This is a genomic window from Mycolicibacterium duvalii, from assembly GCF_010726645.1.
In the GTDB taxonomy this organism is placed as follows: domain Bacteria; phylum Actinomycetota; class Actinomycetes; order Mycobacteriales; family Mycobacteriaceae; genus Mycobacterium; species Mycobacterium duvalii.
The window spans coordinates 2,962,188-2,977,986 of record NZ_AP022563.1 but is presented as its reverse complement, the minus strand read 5'-3'; the positions used below and the strand labels follow the sequence as shown (position 1 = coordinate 2,977,986).

General features: G+C 69.6%; 13 protein-coding genes. 6 read left to right on the top strand and 7 right to left on the bottom strand.

Annotated elements, in window-relative coordinates; translation table 11 throughout:
• Positions 1 to 4 precede the first annotated feature (4 nt).
• Entirely contained in the window at positions 5 to 1,960 is a 1,956-nt protein-coding gene (locus G6N31_RS14000; RefSeq protein WP_234815441.1) for a hypothetical protein, read from the bottom strand.
• A gap of 217 nt (positions 1,961 to 2,177) precedes the next feature.
• Between G6N31_RS14000 and G6N31_RS13995 the strand changes: the two genes are divergently transcribed.
• Both G6N31_RS13995 and G6N31_RS13990 read left to right on the top strand, forming a co-directional pair.
• Positions 2,178 to 3,470, top strand: a complete 1,293-nt coding sequence (locus G6N31_RS13995; protein WP_133117713.1) for a hypothetical protein — start codon at positions 2,178 to 2,180, stop codon at positions 3,468 to 3,470.
• Complete coding sequence (locus G6N31_RS13990) at positions 3,404 to 4,864, top strand: hypothetical protein (protein WP_179964182.1); 1,461 nt, start codon at positions 3,404 to 3,406, stop codon at positions 4,862 to 4,864. Before G6N31_RS13995 ends, G6N31_RS13990 begins: the two co-directional genes overlap by 67 nt.
• Here the strand turns inward: G6N31_RS13990 and G6N31_RS13985 are convergent.
• Genes G6N31_RS13985 through G6N31_RS13965 form a run of 5 tightly spaced genes read right to left on the bottom strand, consistent with a single transcriptional unit; the run spans position 4,818 to position 10,533 of the window.
• On the bottom strand, positions 4,818 to 6,407 hold the full coding sequence (locus tag G6N31_RS13985; RefSeq protein WP_098005118.1) for a right-handed parallel beta-helix repeat-containing protein: 1,590 nt from the start codon (positions 6,405 to 6,407) through the stop codon (positions 4,818 to 4,820). The two genes, G6N31_RS13990 and G6N31_RS13985, sit on opposite strands and share 47 nt — an antisense overlap.
• Positions 6,404 to 7,546: a hypothetical protein gene (locus G6N31_RS13980; RefSeq protein ID WP_098005119.1), complete on the bottom strand. Its 1,143-nt coding sequence runs from the start codon at positions 7,544 to 7,546 to the stop codon at positions 6,404 to 6,406. The genes G6N31_RS13985 and G6N31_RS13980 overlap by 4 nt, the downstream gene beginning before the upstream one ends.
• Entirely contained in the window at positions 7,543 to 8,427 is an 885-nt protein-coding gene (locus G6N31_RS13975; RefSeq protein ID WP_098005120.1) for a glycosyltransferase family 2 protein, read from the bottom strand. The genes G6N31_RS13980 and G6N31_RS13975 overlap by 4 nt, the downstream gene beginning before the upstream one ends.
• Positions 8,424 to 9,398 (bottom strand): NAD-dependent epimerase/dehydratase family protein, encoded by a 975-nt coding sequence (locus tag G6N31_RS13970; RefSeq protein WP_098005121.1) that lies wholly within the window; start codon positions 9,396 to 9,398, stop codon positions 8,424 to 8,426. The genes G6N31_RS13975 and G6N31_RS13970 overlap by 4 nt, the downstream gene beginning before the upstream one ends.
• The gene (locus tag G6N31_RS13965; protein WP_234815442.1) at positions 9,388 to 10,533 is read right to left on the bottom strand and encodes a glycosyltransferase family 4 protein; all 1,146 of its coding nucleotides are present in this window, start codon (positions 10,531 to 10,533) and stop codon (positions 9,388 to 9,390) included. The genes G6N31_RS13970 and G6N31_RS13965 overlap by 11 nt, the downstream gene beginning before the upstream one ends.
• 125 nt (positions 10,534 to 10,658) lie before the next feature.
• Between G6N31_RS13965 and G6N31_RS13960 the strand changes: the two genes are divergently transcribed.
• The 4 genes from G6N31_RS13960 to G6N31_RS13945 all read left to right on the top strand — a co-directional run bounded on the left by G6N31_RS13960 (position 10,659) and on the right by G6N31_RS13945 (position 15,105).
• Positions 10,659 to 11,348 (top strand): GAF domain-containing protein, encoded by a 690-nt coding sequence (locus G6N31_RS13960; protein ID WP_098005164.1) that lies wholly within the window; start codon positions 10,659 to 10,661, stop codon positions 11,346 to 11,348.
• A gap of 169 nt (positions 11,349 to 11,517) precedes the next feature.
• Complete coding sequence (locus G6N31_RS13955) at positions 11,518 to 13,053, top strand: sugar transferase (protein ID WP_098005122.1); 1,536 nt, start codon at positions 11,518 to 11,520, stop codon at positions 13,051 to 13,053.
• Between the two features lie 4 nt (positions 13,054 to 13,057).
• Positions 13,058 to 13,711 carry an undecaprenyl diphosphate synthase family protein gene (locus tag G6N31_RS13950; RefSeq protein WP_098005123.1) on the top strand — a complete coding sequence of 218 codons (654 nt, stop codon included), beginning with the start codon at positions 13,058 to 13,060 and terminating at the stop codon, positions 13,709 to 13,711.
• Positions 13,711 to 15,105, top strand: a complete 1,395-nt coding sequence (locus G6N31_RS13945) for an NAD(P)/FAD-dependent oxidoreductase (RefSeq protein WP_098005124.1) — start codon at positions 13,711 to 13,713, stop codon at positions 15,103 to 15,105. The genes G6N31_RS13950 and G6N31_RS13945 overlap by 1 nt, the downstream gene beginning before the upstream one ends.
• On the opposite strand, the gene G6N31_RS13940 is transcribed toward G6N31_RS13945, so the two are convergent.
• The gene (locus G6N31_RS13940) at positions 15,102 to 15,770 is read right to left on the bottom strand and encodes a GtrA family protein (protein WP_098005125.1); all 669 of its coding nucleotides are present in this window, start codon (positions 15,768 to 15,770) and stop codon (positions 15,102 to 15,104) included. The genes G6N31_RS13945 and G6N31_RS13940 overlap by 4 nt on opposite strands.
• Positions 15,771 to 15,799 lie beyond the last annotated feature (29 nt).

Sequence of the window (15,799 nt, the reverse complement as noted above, 5' to 3'; positions counted from 1 at the left end):
CGCGTCAGGCGTCCCGGTCGGTGGAGCGCCGACGCGACCACGCCCAGAGCCCGAGCGTCGCGACCGCCGCAACGACCAGCACCGCGAGCGCGATCCACAGCCACGGCACCCGCGACTCCCCGGCGGTTTCGTCATCCACCGGGGCGTCGGCGCCGCGGATCGACAGGTCGGTCGGCACTCCGGCGGTCCCGGCGGCCAGCACGTCCCCCGACAGTGCCGACCAGCCGCCGTCGAGCCCGGCCAGATACCCGAACAGCGGATCCACCAGCGTCCACGCACCCGTCGTGGTCACCAGCACCACCGACCGGTCGCGGGCCGGGTCGGCGAACGCCTGGATCGACCCGAGCCCGTTGTCGACCTCGGCGCGCAGCGCCCCCGGCAGGTCGGCGCTGACCGAGGAGCCGTTGCCGCTCAGCGGCGGGTTCAGCGGAGTCTGTTCCAGCGCCGCCGAATTCGCCACCAGCAGCGCGCCGGACTCGCTGTCCACCGCCGACCGGAAGTCCACCACCTTCGGCGTCAACTCCGCCGTCGTCAGCCGGGCCAGCGCGGCCACCACCGCGGCGGCGTGCACCAACTGGTTGGGGCCGCTGCCGTCCAGACCGACATAGAAGTCGCCGGCGAACTCCGACGGGAACGCGCCGAAACCGTGCAGCGGGCCGCCGCCGCGGCGCACCGTCAGCGTCGACTCCGGATCGACCTGAAACGACAGCGGCGCGACGAACGGCCCGCACTCCTGGCCCGGGGTGTAGGTCACCGTGAAGTCCAGGCCGACGCGCTGCGGCAGGGCGGCGCCGGCCAGCTCGAACGTCGTGTCCAGCCGACCGGACTCGTCGAGCATCCCGGTGTAGACCACCTCGTCGCCGGAGCGCACCGTCACCGTCGCCGAATCCTTCGGCGCCACCGGCGTGTAGTCGGCCAGCAGATGCACCCGCAGCGACTCGATCCGGCCGGAACCCAGCGCCGCCCGGTCGACGCCGGCGTTGAAGCTGGCGCTGCGCAGCACATCGGCGCGGGCCTGGATACCCAGCTGCGCGAACGCCACGGTGTCGCCGACGGCGTCGTCACGCGCGCCGGGTTGGTCGACCCGGGCAGCGGTGACCTGCGCCAGCGACTGCAACCCGGTGTCGAGCAGCGAGGTCTGAGCGGTCAGTTCGTCACCGCGGCCCGAGATCCGCAGGAACGCCTCCGGCCCGCCGGGGTTGTCCACGCGCAGGCCGGCCTGTCCGCGTTCCACCACGACGGCCCGCTCCAGCGGCGCGGCCGGCGGCGGCAGCGCGCCGCGCGGCAGGGTGGCGACCCGCACCTCCAGCGGAATCGGTTGATAGCGCCGGCTCAGCGTCGACGTCAACGCCAACACCGCCTGCTGCTCGGCGGCGTCGGCGTCGACGGGCGCATACACCGCCACCTGCTCGAGCACCGGCGGGAAGAAGTTCGCCACCGTCGTCGGTGGGGGATCGGCGCCGACGTAGAGCATGCTCAGCTCGCTGATCGCGAGTTGCTGTACCGGGCCGCAGATTTGGTCGGCGCGGTCGGTCGGCCGCACCGTGAACGACAATCCGATCGAGGAGTCCTGCACCTGCGCGGCGGCGACGTCGATGTCCAACGGCACCGCCGCCTGCGCGGCCGCCATCGCCGGCAGGTCCACCGCCGCCAGCAGCCGGCCGCTGCGATCGCTGACCTCGAGGAAACCGGCGCCGATGTTGGTCGGAGCGCGCATCACGCCGCGCAACCGCACCGCGTTAAGCCCCGCCGGCACCGGAACGGTGAACTCCGTGGCGGTGTTGGTGCCCAACAGCATGTCCGGCGCCAGACCGAGATCGCGCCACCCCAGGCTGATTTCGGCGGGGCCTGCCTCGGGCTGGGCGAGCGCCGGGCCGGCGCCGGGCAGCATCGCCCACAGCAGGGCCGCCGTCGCGACCAACACCCGAAGGATCGCCGACGGCGGAGTGGCAGGGTGCACGCGAGTTACTTTCGGGTGGTGAAGTTTCCAAGTCCCAACAGGGGCTGGACTATACCGCCCGACCCAGGTGGGGAAGGCCGATACCGCGCATCCGGCGCGGCGGTGTCGCGCGTGGCTGAGCAACACCGAATGCCAGGTCCTGGCTTGGCCCCTCGACGGTATCGCCGCCGCTACTATCGCAGGGAATGGCGACCTGTGAGGACGGAGCACCGTGATCGTGTCAGCCAGTGCGGGGGGCGCGTCCGAGGCGTCGCTGTCGACGATCTCTGCCCTGGAAACCCGCGAGTGGCGCGCGCGGCTGTTCCTGGCCGCGGCGGTCGGCATCCTGGTCGGGGCGCTGCTCGGCGCGCTGATCTTCAGCGCGTCGACCTCCGACACCACCGCCACCAGCTACCTGCGGCTGACCCAGCAGGCCGACCTGGTCGCCGTCGCCGGCGGCGCCAGCCAGACCACCCCCACCACCCAGGAGATCCAAGAGGGCTACGTGGCCGGCGAGGTGGCCTTCCTGTCCGGGGAGGGTTTCGCCCAAGCGGTCGGCGACAAGCTCGGCAAGTCCGAGCCCGCGACCTTCGAGGTCACCCAGAACGGCAACACCGCGGTGGTGTCGATCAGCAGCACCGCGCCATCGGCCAGCGAGGCGATCCGCACCGTCGGCACCGCGGTCGACCTGTATCGCCAGCACCTGGCCCAGCGGGCTGACGAGCAGCTGCGCGCGGTGCTGCCGGTGCTGGCGCAGTGGACCCGCGACGAGCCCGGCGTCGAGCGCCGCGAGCAGCTCCGGTGGCTGCGGGAACGCCTTGAGCTGCAGGCGAACCCGTCGAGCATGCTGTCGGTGCTGCAGCCGCCCACCGCCAACGACCCCAGCACCAACCAGTGGCTGGTCGGCGCGGTGCTCGGGGCGCTGTTTCTGGGCTCGCTGTTCCCGTCGATCCTGATGCGCCGTCGCCGCCGGGCCGGCCGGCTGTCCTCGGATCCCGAGATCGTCGACGCGATCGACGCGGTGCTGGTCCCGGCCGTGCCGTTGCGCCAACCGCCGCGCCACTCCTGGGGTCGCCCGCAGGCGACGCTGGCCCGCACGTTGTGGGCGCAGCTGCCCGCCTCGGCGGCCGCGCCGCGGGTCGTGGTCGTGCTGGGCGCCTCGGAGTCCTCGGGCAGCGCGACGGTAGCCGCGCTGCTCGGTTTCGCCGCCGCCGAGGAGGGCCCGGCCCGGACGATCACGCTGGCCGAACTGGACGGTGACGAACTGACTCTGCCCAACCACGGCGCCACCGCGGTCATCGACGTCGGCGTTCTCGGCGAGTCCCGGCTGGTCTCCCAGGCGATTGCGTCGGCCACCGACCTGCTGGTGGCCGCGCGGCTGGGCGTCGACACCGTCGCGCAGACCCTCGCGGTTCGGTCGGCCGCCGAGAACGCCACCCTGGTCGCCGTGTTTACCCACCGCCCGTGGTGGAGTCGCGCAACCAAGCCCAAGAAGCGAACCCCACCGGAACCCGCCCCGGCGGAGGCGTAGTGGCGCTGCGGCTGGCGCCCGCGGCCCGGACCGGTGCCGCCGGCCCGGTCGACGGGGATCATCTGGCCGTGCCGCCGCCGTGGTGGTTCACTCCGGCGTTCTTCATCCTGGTACCGGTCATCGCGTCGTTCACCGCGTGGCTCCTCCTGGTCGGCTGGCGCTCCCGCGGCAGCATCCCGGCGTCCTGGGCCAAGCTGTCCGGGTTCGCGATCCCCGAGACGCCGTCGCTGGCGGGCACGCTGCTGCTGGTGGTGTGGTACGCCGCGGTGGTGTCGGTGGCCACCTGGGGGTGGCGGGTCGGACTGGAGAAGCGCCCCCCGGCCGCGACCGTGGCGCGGCTGATGACAGCGAGCTTCGAGCGGCGGTACTTCGCGCTGATCATGATCACCTCGATCATCGGAATCGCTTACTCCTACTACAAGATCGGCAGCGCACAGTCGATCATCGGGTCGCTGACCACGCAGGAGGACCAGTTCACCAACGCGCTGCCGGGCTACGCCGGCGTGCAGACGCTGCGGTCGGCGACCATCCTGGCCGCGCCCATCGGGTTCTACCTGTGGCGCAAGAAGGTCATCGCGTGGCCGTTCATGGTCTTCGCCCTGCTGCTGCTGGTGCTCAACGCGGCCATCGCGTCCCGGCTCTCGCTGTTCATGGCCGCGGTCGTCTACCTGGTCATCTGGGTCAAGACCCGCACGCCGTCGGCCCACACCGGCTCCGCGGTGGCCCGACGCTGGATCGCGGCGGTGGTGCTGGTCGGCGTCGGGATGAGCTTGCTGGCCGGGCTGAACTATGTCCGAAACGCGCTGTACTACAAGGACGTCGGCGTCACCAACCCGTACGTGATGAACCTGTACCAGATGGGCGCCTACCTCGGGGTGCCGGCGCAGGTGTCCATCGGCGTCGCCGACGCGGTGATGACCGCCACGTGGGAGAACCCCGGCCACATCGTCACCTCCTCGGACGCCGCCCGGCCGACCTTCCTGCAGTTTCAGAAGGTGGCCAAGAGCGACGGTCTCAAAGATGCCGAGGCCTACGCGTATTCGGTGGAGCTGGAGTCGAACTTCACCACCAACTCGGTGTTCGCCGACACCTACGCGGTCTACGGCATGTGGGGCTGGGTGTACACCATCGGCCTGTACGCCTTCGCCGGGTGGGCGTTCGCGCGGCTGTTCCGGTACGGCGTGGTGGTCGGCGCGTCGGCCGGGGTGATGGCGCACTGTCTGTCGGAGGTGTGGCGCACCCAGAACGTCAACTTCGGGTTCGTCATCTTCCTGCTGCTGTTGACCGTGGCCAGTGCGGTGGCGGCGAACCTGTGGTGCCGGCGTGACGAAGCGCGCGACGCCGAGTTCAGCAGTCGCCGATCCGGGTCGTCACCGATGCCGGCTCAACGGTGAGATCAGCGATGCGCACCGTCGGATCGAGGGTCGGCGCGCCGCACACCGCGTCTGCGCTGCGCACCAGCACCGGGGTCCAGGAGTCCGGTGCGGCCGGCCACCGCACGCTCATCTGCGCGACGGTGCCGTCGCAGTCCTCGAACACCGCGCACGGCGCGGGAGGTTGACCGTCAGGTGCGCCGCTGCCGTCGATGGCCAGCTGCAGCGCGCCGATCTGCAGATTCGCGCTGTCGCCGGCGAAGAACGTGGTGACCGGCACCGCGTGGGTGACCGTCAGGTCGTCGAGCACGATGTCGCGGGTGTTGCCGAGGCCGACCCCGCCGTCACCGCCCTCGGTCGCGGTGGCCTCCACCTGGCAGCCGGTGAGCCGGAGGCCGGTGATGCGCTGCTCGGTCAGCGACTCCACGCGCACTCCCCAGTTGGTGCAGCCGGAGGAGCGGGCGTCGGTGACCTCGACGTCGAAGTCGGTGAAGCGCGGGTCCACCGCGGTTGCGGGCGGGCGGGCGAGCAGGTGGATGCCGATCGAACAGTCTTGGGCCGCAATGTCGTTGAGCTTGATCTCGCGGGAGGCGACGTAGTGCCAGATGGGGTCGGACTCCACCGTCGCCGAGTCGACGATCACCCCGGACCCGGACTGTTTGCCGGTGACGGTGATGCCGTTGAGCGAGACGCGCTGGGCGCCGGCGATGCGGACGCCGTTGGCCATTCCGCCGGTGACGCGCACATTGGTGGCGGTGACGTCGGCGTTCGACCAGTCGGTCAGCGTCGGGAACGCGAACGTCTCCGCCGGGGCGTCGAAGAAGAACTCTTCGTTGAAATAGGTGACCAGCGCCAGGCCGTCGTCGCCGTTGTCGCCGGCAACGTAGTCGTCGACGGTCACGCGGCGGCACGCGTTGAAGTGCAGTCCGTCGGCTGCGGTGTCGTGCACCCGCAGCCGCCGCACGGTGATGTCGGAGACTCCGATCAGGATCACCCCGGACTGGGCGGCCGAGCGGATGTCGCAGTCGGTGATCTCGACACCGGTGATCGGGGCCGGCGGGCCGTCCCAGCCGACCGGGGTCTCGTCGTTGTCGGTGGGGCAGCCCACGATCCGGATGCCGTCACCCATTGATCTCGTGGCCCGCGTGGTCCAGCGGATCCGGACGTTGCGCAGTCTGATGTTCGACGCCGGTCCGCGCACCAGGATGCCGTGGCTGGTGCCCAGATCGGTGGCCGGGTCGACGGTGTCCATCACCAGTTCGGCGCCGGACTCGAACTCGACGGTGACGTCGGAGCGGCCGTCGAAGCGAATGGCCGCGCCTTCAGAGGGATTGAGCTCGGCGAACAGATAGCTGCCCGCGGGGAAGAGCAGGGTGCCGCCCGGCTCGACGGCTGCGGCGGCGGCGCGGATGGCCGCGGCATCGTTGGCGGCGCCGTCACCGACGGCGCCGTGGTCGCGAACGTTGACCACCCGGTTCTGCGGGCGCGCGCACGCGGCCAGCGCGATCAGGGGGATCGCGGGGATCGCGGCCAGCAGGCGTCGCCTGGACAGCGGGAGCGTCACCCGGCCTGTCTACCAGTCTGGACGCGGGTGCGGGTGAAACCGTAGTAGTACAGCGCGAAGCTGAGCACCTCGGCGAGCAGGAACGCCGCGAACGCCGCGGTGTAGGAGCGGAAGATCAGCAGGAACGAGACACCGAAGATCAGGTAGATCAGCGTGCTGCCACAGCGGATCCAGAACACCAGCGCGGTGCGGCCGGCGCGGCGCAGCGCCGCGAACGGCACCGTGGACACCAGCATCGAGCCCTTCCACAGGCACGCCAGCAGCAGCGCGACGATCACGACGTCGTCCCACGCCGGACCGAACACCGCACTCCACACCCCGAGGAACTCGGCGCCGAAGATCACCGCGACCCCGGTCACGAATGTCCCTGCCACCAGGACGATTTCGTTCCTGCTGCCGTGCGCCAGCAACCGCATGCGACCGTAGGCCAGGATCGGCTCCAACGCGCCCGACACCGTCGAGATCACCCGGAACCCCACCGACGCCGCCGGCCCGAGCAGCACCAGCACGATGGCCTGCAGCGCCGGCTGCACCACGCCCACCGCCGCAGTCTCACCGGTGACCCACGCCGCGCGCCGCAAGTCCGGAGGCATCCCGGAGCCGGCGTACCGCGGCGCCCTCCACAGCCGCGCGACGATCGCCGCCGTCGCGCCCAGCGCCAGCACGCGCACACTGTTGTCGTCCTGCGCGCGGGCCAGAAGCAGCGCGGCGCCGCACGCGGTCAGCAACAGCGCCGCCGCGCCCGCCTCCAGCTGCCACCGGCCCGTCACCACCCCGACCGAGCGGCCCATCAGCAGGCCCGACATCAACCCGACCACCCCGATCAGCAGCACCGGCGCCGGCGGCACGGCGGGCCCGATGATCAACAGTGCTCCCGACGCGACGCTGATCAGCGTCATCCACCAGGGCAACGCGACCCGGTGATCGGCATCGGGAGTGGCCAGCCGGGACTCCACCACCCACGCGCTGAGCATCGCCGCGACGTAGGCGCCGATCGCCAGGCTCAGCGCCAGGAAGCCCTGCCGCTCGATGGGCGCGATCCGCGCGAACACCGCCAGGTAGAACGCCGGAAACGCGGCCAGCGCCAGACCCGCGGCGATCTGGGCGGCGGTCTCGACGAGCCGCGCCGGTACGTTCACCGCGACACTGCCCGGTAGTCGCTGTCGCCGCCCAGGGTGCGGCCCAGCACCCCTTCGGTGCGGCCCAGCAGCAGCGCCCAGGAGTCGCGCACGGTGAACTTGCCGGGGTTGCGCAGCGGCATCAGCGCTGCGGCCAGCAGATGGGCCAACCGGTACCACAACGGATATCGCCACGTGCGCAGCAGATGCCCGGCGCCGCGGCCGTACCGCCGCAGCTTGCGGCGGCGCTCGGCGGCGGGCAGGTGGGCGAACTCGGTGTGGGCATGTACGACGACGTCGGGCACCCACTGGATCAAGAAGTCCGGCTGCGCGCTCATCCGCAGCAGCAGGTCGGTGCCCTCGCCGGCCTGCCAGGGACTGTCCGCGCCGGAACCCAGTGCCGTGTCGAATCCGCCGGCGGCCAGGAAGGCCTCGCGCCGGATCAGTGTCGCCGGTTCGATGGCGCCCCAGACGTTGCGTCGGGTCAGCGCCGTGCCGGGTGCCGGCAGCGGGTTGCGGGAGCCCTCGTCGTCGACCATCTGGACGGCGCACACCGTGGCCGGCGGAACACAGTGCGGTGCCAGCTTTTCGAAGAAGTCCGGGTCGATGCGGGTGGTGTCGTTGGGGAAGTGCAGCCACTCCACGGTGTCGGGTAGTGCGGCGGCTGCGGTGTTGCGGCCGTGCGACACCCCGCGCGGGCTCACCACGGTGCGAATCGGCAGGGTGTCGGCGAACCGATGCACCAGTGCGGCGAGTTCGGGTGGGGTCTCGTTGTCGTCGGCGTGAAACGCCACCGCCACCGCGCGCGGGCGCAGAGTTTGGGCGGCCACGTCGTCGAGCAGGTTGGCCAACTCCTGCCACCGGCCCACGGTGGTGATCGCGACGCCGAACGCGGTTGTCACACCGCGCGTCCACGCAGGTTCGCCGCCAGGTCCGGGGTGGCCCAGGTGCGCTGCAGCGTCTCGTCGAGCGTCTGCTGCGGCGCCCACCCGAACACGTCGCGGATGTGGGCGATGTCGGCCCCGAGATACGGACGGTCCACCGCCCGCATCCGCGCCGGGTCCTGGCGGACCTCGAACGTCAGTCCCAGCGCCGCCCGCATGCGGTCGAGGATGTCGTCGACCGAATACTGGTGTCCGCTACCGAGGTTGACCACCTCACAGTCGACCCCGTCCGGGTTGGTGCCCAGCGCCGCGGCGGCGAAACCCGCTGCCGCGTCGAGCACGTCGATGTAGTCGCGTTTGGGGTGGGTGTTGCCCAGGTTGATCGTCTCCGCGCCGGCCTTGAGCTGCGACACGATTGCGGGCAGCAGATGCGGGTTGGTCTCGCCGGGGCCGATCACGTTGAACAACCGCACGATGCACGCACTCAGCCCGCGATCGCGGGCGAACGCGCGCACGTACTCCTCACCCTGCAGCTTGGTGATGCCGTAGATATCGGCCGGCCCCAGCGCGGATTCGAACTCGCGGTGCGGCGCGTCGTCGGGCTGGTAGACCGCGCCGCTGCTGGCGAACACGAACCGGGTGCCCGGCGCGCACGCCGCCATCACGTTGACCGTGCCGGCCACATTGGTCGCGACCGCGTTGGCCGGGTCTGCGTCGCATTCGGGGATGTAGTGGATGGCCGCCAGGTGCACCACCACGTCGGGTCTGAATCCGTCGACCACCCGCCGCGTGGCCTCGGCGTCCCGGATGTCGAGCTGGTGGAACTCGATGCTGTCGAGATCGTCGTCGAACCAGTCCGGCCGGCCGTAGCGCAGCAGGTCGGCCAGCAGCACGTCGGCCCGGGGTCGCAGGTTGCGGATCAGTTCATGCCCGACGAATCCCGCGCCCCCGGTGACGATGACCCGTGGCCGCCGCGCCTCATCTGCCATGTCCGACAACCTCCCCCGCCCGCCGTTCCAGGTCCGCGGCGATGCCCGACCAGTCCAGCGATTGTGCTCCGGCGAGACCCGCCTTCGAGTACTCGTCCCAGTCCGTCTGTGTCGCCAGCAGCGCCTCGGCGAACGCGTCGGGCGTGGTGTCGCAGACGACCCCTGAACCGTACTGTGCGACTACCTCTTTGGCGCCGTTCTCCGGGAATCGTGCGGTGACTATGGGCAGACCGCTGGCCATCGCCTCGGTGATCACCCGGGGAAAGCCCTCGCGCTTACTGGGCATCCCCAGCACCGCGGCCCGCGACATCAGGTCGATCTTCTGCTCCTCGCTGACCGAACCCGGCATCCGGACCCGATCGGCGATCGGGCTGCGCGCCACGTGTGCTTCGATCTCGGCGCGGGCCGGGCCGTCGCCGGCGATCACCAGCTCACCCGGGAGCCCTTTGGCGGCGGCGATCGCGAACGCGTCGACCAGCAGCGGCAGATTCTTGTGCTCGAACAGTCGCCCCAGATACAAGGCCCCCGACCGCTGCGCACGCTCCGCGCTGCGGTAGCGCGCCACCTCGATGCCGCTGGGCAGCACCGCGAACGGTCGACCGGACTGGGCTGCGATGGTTTCCGCCACGGCGGTGCTCACCGCGAAGTTGGAGCCGACCATCTTCGGCAGCCGCGCCTGCAGCACGCGGAACAGCGCGCTCTCGCGCACCTCGCACCAATGCACCGCGCTGCGCGGTCGCACCCGCCCCGGCAACGCCAGCACGTGCATCAGTGGCCACTGGTTGAGCAGATAGAAGTCGTGGCCCCCGGTTTCGGCGACCTTACGAATGTGCGCGCTGTAGCGGGTGATCTGCGACCAGCTGCGCCGCAGCGCGGGGATGAGCGGCTTCTGGTATCCGCCGTCGCTCGGATACCGGTGCACCCGCACACCGTTCACCGTCTCCTCGGCCGCCAGGCTGGGTTCGTGGCCGATGCAATAGACGTCGACCGCATGGCCGCGGCGCACCATCGCCTCGGCGAGTTCCTGGAAGAACACCTCCTGGCCCCCGATGTGGGGGTGGTACAGCTCGGTGAGGAATGCGAATCGCAAGTGCGCCTGCAAATCTCCGTCAGGTTCGGAGGACCGCTCAGTCATCGCGACGGATCGTATCCCGCCCGTCGACCCCGGCAGCGGCATTTGCCCGGCTACCCGCGGCGACAATTTTTTACGAGTGTCAATTAGAGGGGTCTTCGATTACCGTGCGTGGTGTGAACGCTTCGGTGCGTAAGTTCGACGACTGGCTCAACCGTGCCCTCGAGGACATGGCGAGGGATGCCGGCGAGGACGTCGAAACCTACATCTTCCGGGCGGTCGGCGCGCGGATGCTGATGGAGCTCAAGCACGCCGGAAGCCCCGATCTGGAGACTGCCCGCGCCCACCTTCTCGATCGTGGCGTGTTTGCCAGCGACGCGATGCCGGACATCTCTGCTGTGATCAACGACCCCGACCGACTGCACGCTCTGTATGCCACCGAACTGCTCGACAGTCCGCCCGAGGAGGCCTACGACCGGATCACCCGGGCGGCCGCCGAAGCTCTGGATGCCCCGCACGCCGCCGTGTCGCTGGTCGATGTCGACCGGCAGTTCTTCAAGAGCACCGCGGGAATGGGCAGCGACACCGACGAGGAAAGACAGACGCCACTGTCGCAGTCGGTGTGTCAGTACGCTGTGGCAAACGGGACTGCGCTGGTTCTCGACGATGCCCGCGTCGACCCCGTCTTTCGGAACCACCCCGCGGTGCTCGACGGCTCCGTGGTGTCCTACCTCGGCATCCCGTTGATGGACAACGCCCAGAACGCGGTCGGCACGCTGTGCGTCTACGACACCAAGCCGCGGCAGTGGCGGCCCGGACATGTGCAGGTGCTCAGTGATCTCGCAGCATTGGCCACCGAGCGCATCTTCGGTCACTGACCTGGAACAAATACCGGTGTGCGGTCGCATGGCAAATTTTTGGGCGTTCGATGCGGGAACGGCGTCAGCAAAATATTTCTGCCGCGTTCTCATTTAACGATAATTTTGGCGCAACCCGCCGCGAAGCCCCCTTACAGTGACAGCCAACAGGGTCGCTCAGGGGTGGTTCATGGTGGTGGAAGCGCAGCCGTCGGTCGACAGGCCGTCGCAGCGGCCAACCGTGCCGCAGCTGAAGGCTGTGCCGCCGATCCACGAGAACCTCACCCGGAAACCCCGATGGTTTGAGGCTTTGCGGAGTGAACGCGGCTACATCCCGCTGACGATCGGCCTCGACATCTGGGCCGCGTTCTGGGCGGTGATGCTCGCGCTGGACTTGACCAACGCGCGTCAGGACCCCCGACCGGTGGCGCTGCTGACCTATCTGTTCATCCCGGTCGTCATCTTCGTGCTCTACACCCGCGGGATGTACAAGCGAAAGCTCAGCCACAGCTTCCTCGACGACTTCGAACCGGTGATGACCAGCGTCGCCGTCTCGTCGCTGGCGGTACTCACCACGATGATGGTGTTGATACCGCCCCTGGCGCCCGGCACCGTCATCGAGAATCAGGTGCGGACCGCCGAGGTGGTGGTGCGGCTGTGGCTGTGGGCTGCAGTGTTTTTCACCGCGGTTCGGCTGATCCGGTCGCTATGTCAGCGCTATCTGCGGCGCAAATATCAGTTCGGGTCGTCAGCGCTGATCGTCGGCTCCAGTCCGGTCGCCGGTCAGCTCATCACCCGCATGCGGCAGATCCCGGATTACGGGCTGCACCCCGTCGGCGTGCTCGCCGAAGACAAGCCCGCTGATCTGGACGCGCTCGGCGTGCCCTACCTCGGCTCTCCGGCTGACGTGGAGATCGCCGCGCGCACAACGGGCGCCGTCGAACTGCTCATCGCGCCGTCATCGGAGTCCGACGAGGAGCTCTCCCGGACCGCCCAGGTCGCCCAGAACCTGGGCATGCGGGTGCGGGTGGTGCCCCGGCTGATGGACGCGGTCGGGGGCGGCGCATATATCGAGCACCTCGGCGGCGTGCCGCTGATGGTGATGTGCCACACCGACCCCAAAGGGTGGCAGTTCGCGTTCAAGCACGCGCTGGGCCGCTTCCTGGCTGCCCTGGGCCTCCTGCTGATCTCGCCGCTGTTCCTCGGCCTGATGCTGGCGGTCAAGCTCAGCTCACCCGGGCCGATCTTCTTCCGCCAACCCCGCATCGGCCGCGACGGGAAAGTGTTCGACTGCCTCAAGTTCCGCAGCATGCGTCCCGAAGACCCGAATGCGGCCAAGTTCGAGTTGAAGGACGGCGCGGCACCGGGCGGTGTCGAGGGCGAGGACAGGCGCACCTGGATCGGCAAGATCATGCGCAAGACCTCGCTGGACGAATTACCCCAGCTGCTCAACGTCGTCAAAGGGGAGATGACGCTGGTGGGCCCGCGTCCCGAGCGACCGGAGTTCGTCGAGCTGTTCGAGATGCAGATCCGCCGCTACGGCGAGCGGCACCGCGTCAAGGCCGGCATCACCGGGTGGGCGCAGGTGCACGGATTGCGTGGGCAGACCTCGATCGCCGACCGCGCCGAATTCGACAACTACTACATCCAGAACTGGTCGCTGATGCTCGATTTCAAGATCCTGCTGTTGACCGTGCTGGCGGTCCTGCGCCCCACCGAAGACTGACGCGATGACCGATCAACCGGCCCACGTCGGGCTGATCCCCGACGGGCTGCGGCGCTGGGCACAGGCCAACGACACCACGCTCGCCGAGGCCTACCTGCGCGGAGCGCAGAAGGTCACGCAGATCCTGCTGGTGCTGCAGCGCCTCGGGGTGCAGACGGTGTCGGTGTACAACCTCAGCCGGGCCAACCTCGGCCGCAGCGCCGACGAACTCGCTGCCGTCTACGCGGCCTCCGAACGGTTCTTCCGCGAGATGATCCCCGCGCACTTCGACCCGGCGGCGTGTGGCGTGCATGTGCACGGTGACCTCGAGCTGCTGCCGCAGCACTATGTGGACGCCGCGGGAGAGGTCGAAAAGGCGATGAGCGGCAACGGGTTTCGGGTCAACATCCTGGCCGCCTACGACGCTGTCGACGAGCTGCGGTCGGCTTGCGCACGTTCGGCGGCCGACGGGTGTGACATCGCCGACGCGTTCGAGATCGGCGAGGTCGATCTGGTGATCCGCAGCACGCCGGAACCGTTGCTCAGCGGGTTCCTGCCGCTGCAGAGCCAGTACGCGCAGCTGCGGTTCCTGTCCACCCCGCTCAACGACCTGACCGAGCAGGACATCGAGGACCTGATCGCCGACTACCGCTGCTTTCCACAGTTGCGGGGACGCTGATGGCGCCGCGCTACCCGATCATCATCGGCGCCGGCCCGGCCGGTCTGACCGCCGCACTGGAGCTGACCCGGCGCGGCGTCACCCCCCGCATCTATGAGGCCTCCGACACCGTCGGCGGCCTGGCCCGCACCCCGTCCGACGGTGACTGGCGCATCGACCCGGGCGGGCACCGCTTCTTCACCCGCAGCGAGGAGATCTCCGATCTGTGGCGCTCGCTGCTGCCCGCCGACCAGTGGGTCGCGGTGCCGCGGAGTTCGGCGATGCTGGTCGACGGTCACCTCGTCCGCTACCCGCTGATCGGGCGGGACTTGATCCGGCAGATGGGGATTCGCAGCGGGGCACGCGGGCTGAGCAGCCTGGCCTGGTCGCGGGTGCGCCGACGCGTGCGCCTCACCGACCGCCTCGACAACTTCCGGGACTGGGGCGTCGAGGAGTTCGGCCGCTACTGGTACCAGATGTTCTTCGACGGCTACGTCCGCAAGACCTGGCTGACCGAGCCGCGCGAACTGTCTAGTGACTGGGCGTTGCAGCGCATCAAACCGATCGGCTGGCGCCGCCGCGCCGAACGGGCCTTCCTCGAGCAGGACGTGTTCCGGTACCCGCGGCGTGGACCGGGCCAGCTGTGGGAGGCGGTCGCCGCGCAGCTGGCCCAGGCCGGCGTGGTCACCGCAGTGAACTCACCCGTCGAGACGCTGCACTACGACGGGCAGACCTGGACCGCGGGCCTGGCCGGCGCACAGACCGTCATCGGCGATGCGGTGTTCTCCAGCATGCCGCTGGGACAGCTGGTGGGCGCGCTGGACCCGCAGCCGCCGAAGTACATCCGCAGCGTGGCCGCGTCCTTGAAGCACCGGTCGCTGATCACGGTGGCCGTCGCGCTGAGCAAGGCCTACGACATTCCGTACAACTGGGTCTACACCCCGGCGCCGGGCGTCCACGCCGGCCGGGTGCAGAACTACCGACGTTGGTCGGAGGGCTTGACGCCGGACGGCTGGAACGGCACGTTCCTCGGCTTCGAGTACTTCATCGGACCCGGCGGTGCGCTGTGGGACGCCGGCGACGAGCACCTGACCGCGCTGGTCACCGAGGACCTACGCACCCTCGGCCTGAACCCGGCGACTATCGAGAAGGTGATGGTCGTCCGGTCCAAGTACGCCTACCCGATCCACGACCCGACGCGCGACCGCGGCGTGGTCCGTCTGCGCGACTACCTGCGTGCGCATTACCCGTCGCTGCACCCGATGGGTCGCAACGGCATGCACCGCTACGACAACCAGGATCACGCCATGCTCAGCGCGCTGCACAGCGTCGGGCGCTACTTCGGCGAATTGGTCACCGATCCGTGGCACGTCAACACCGAGCGCGCCTACCACGAGATGGGGCTCAAGCCCTAGGACGTCTTCGACACCTTGGTGTCGTCGTCGAGGCGGGGGCGGACCCGGCGTCGCCGGGGCGGCCGCATCGGGGTGACGTTGTCGGAGCCGTGCGGGTGGCGAAGCTCGTACTCGTCCTCGAGCGCCTCGGCGATCCCGCCGGTGGTCAGCGCGGACTCCAGCGCCTTGTCCGGGTTGCGGGCGAACTCGTCGGGGAACACGAAGCGGCGGAACGCCCAGAACCGGAACGCCATCTGCAGCAGGTTGCCGATGATGTAGGCCGAGATGAAGTCGGCGATGTTCTCGGTGGCCAGCGACACCATCGGCGCGCGCAGCATGAACACATAGCTCGACACCCACAGCGGAGCCATGCTCAGCAGCACGCCCACGCCGCTGACCCCGAAGAACAACAACGCCTCGTGATGACGCTCACGCCCGCCCCGGTCCCGGAAGCTCCACTCCCGATTCAGGATGTAGGACGCGATGACCGCGACGATGCCGGCGATGATCTTGGCCGTGACCGGCTTGGGCTCCAGGATCGTCAGCTTCAGCGTGAAGAAGATCGCCGAGTCGATGACGAACGTGGTCGCGCCGACGATGGCGAATTTGATCAGCTCGTGGTGCCGCTCGGCGTAGGGACGGATCGGCCCCGGAAGGCGGCGGATCGTCGCATCGGCAAAGGACACAAGGAGCCAGTTTACGGAAACGGCGGCCC

Bases quoted from the DNA above. Each gene is read 5' to 3' on its own strand.
- G6N31_RS13970 (WP_098005121.1), bottom strand. From the start codon at position 9,398: ATGGCAGATGAGGCGCGGCGGCCACGGGTCATCGTCACCGGGGGCGCG.
- G6N31_RS13965 (WP_234815442.1), bottom strand. From the start codon at position 10,533: ATGACTGAGCGGTCCTCCGAACCTGACGGAGATTTGCAGGCGCACTTG.
- G6N31_RS13955 (WP_098005122.1), top strand. From the start codon at position 11,518: ATGGTGGTGGAAGCGCAGCCGTCGGTCGACAGGCCGTCGCAGCGGCCA.
- G6N31_RS13950 (WP_098005123.1), top strand. From the start codon at position 13,058: ATGACCGATCAACCGGCCCACGTCGGGCTGATCCCCGACGGGCTGCGG.
- G6N31_RS13945 (WP_098005124.1), top strand. From the start codon at position 13,711: ATGGCGCCGCGCTACCCGATCATCATCGGCGCCGGCCCGGCCGGTCTG.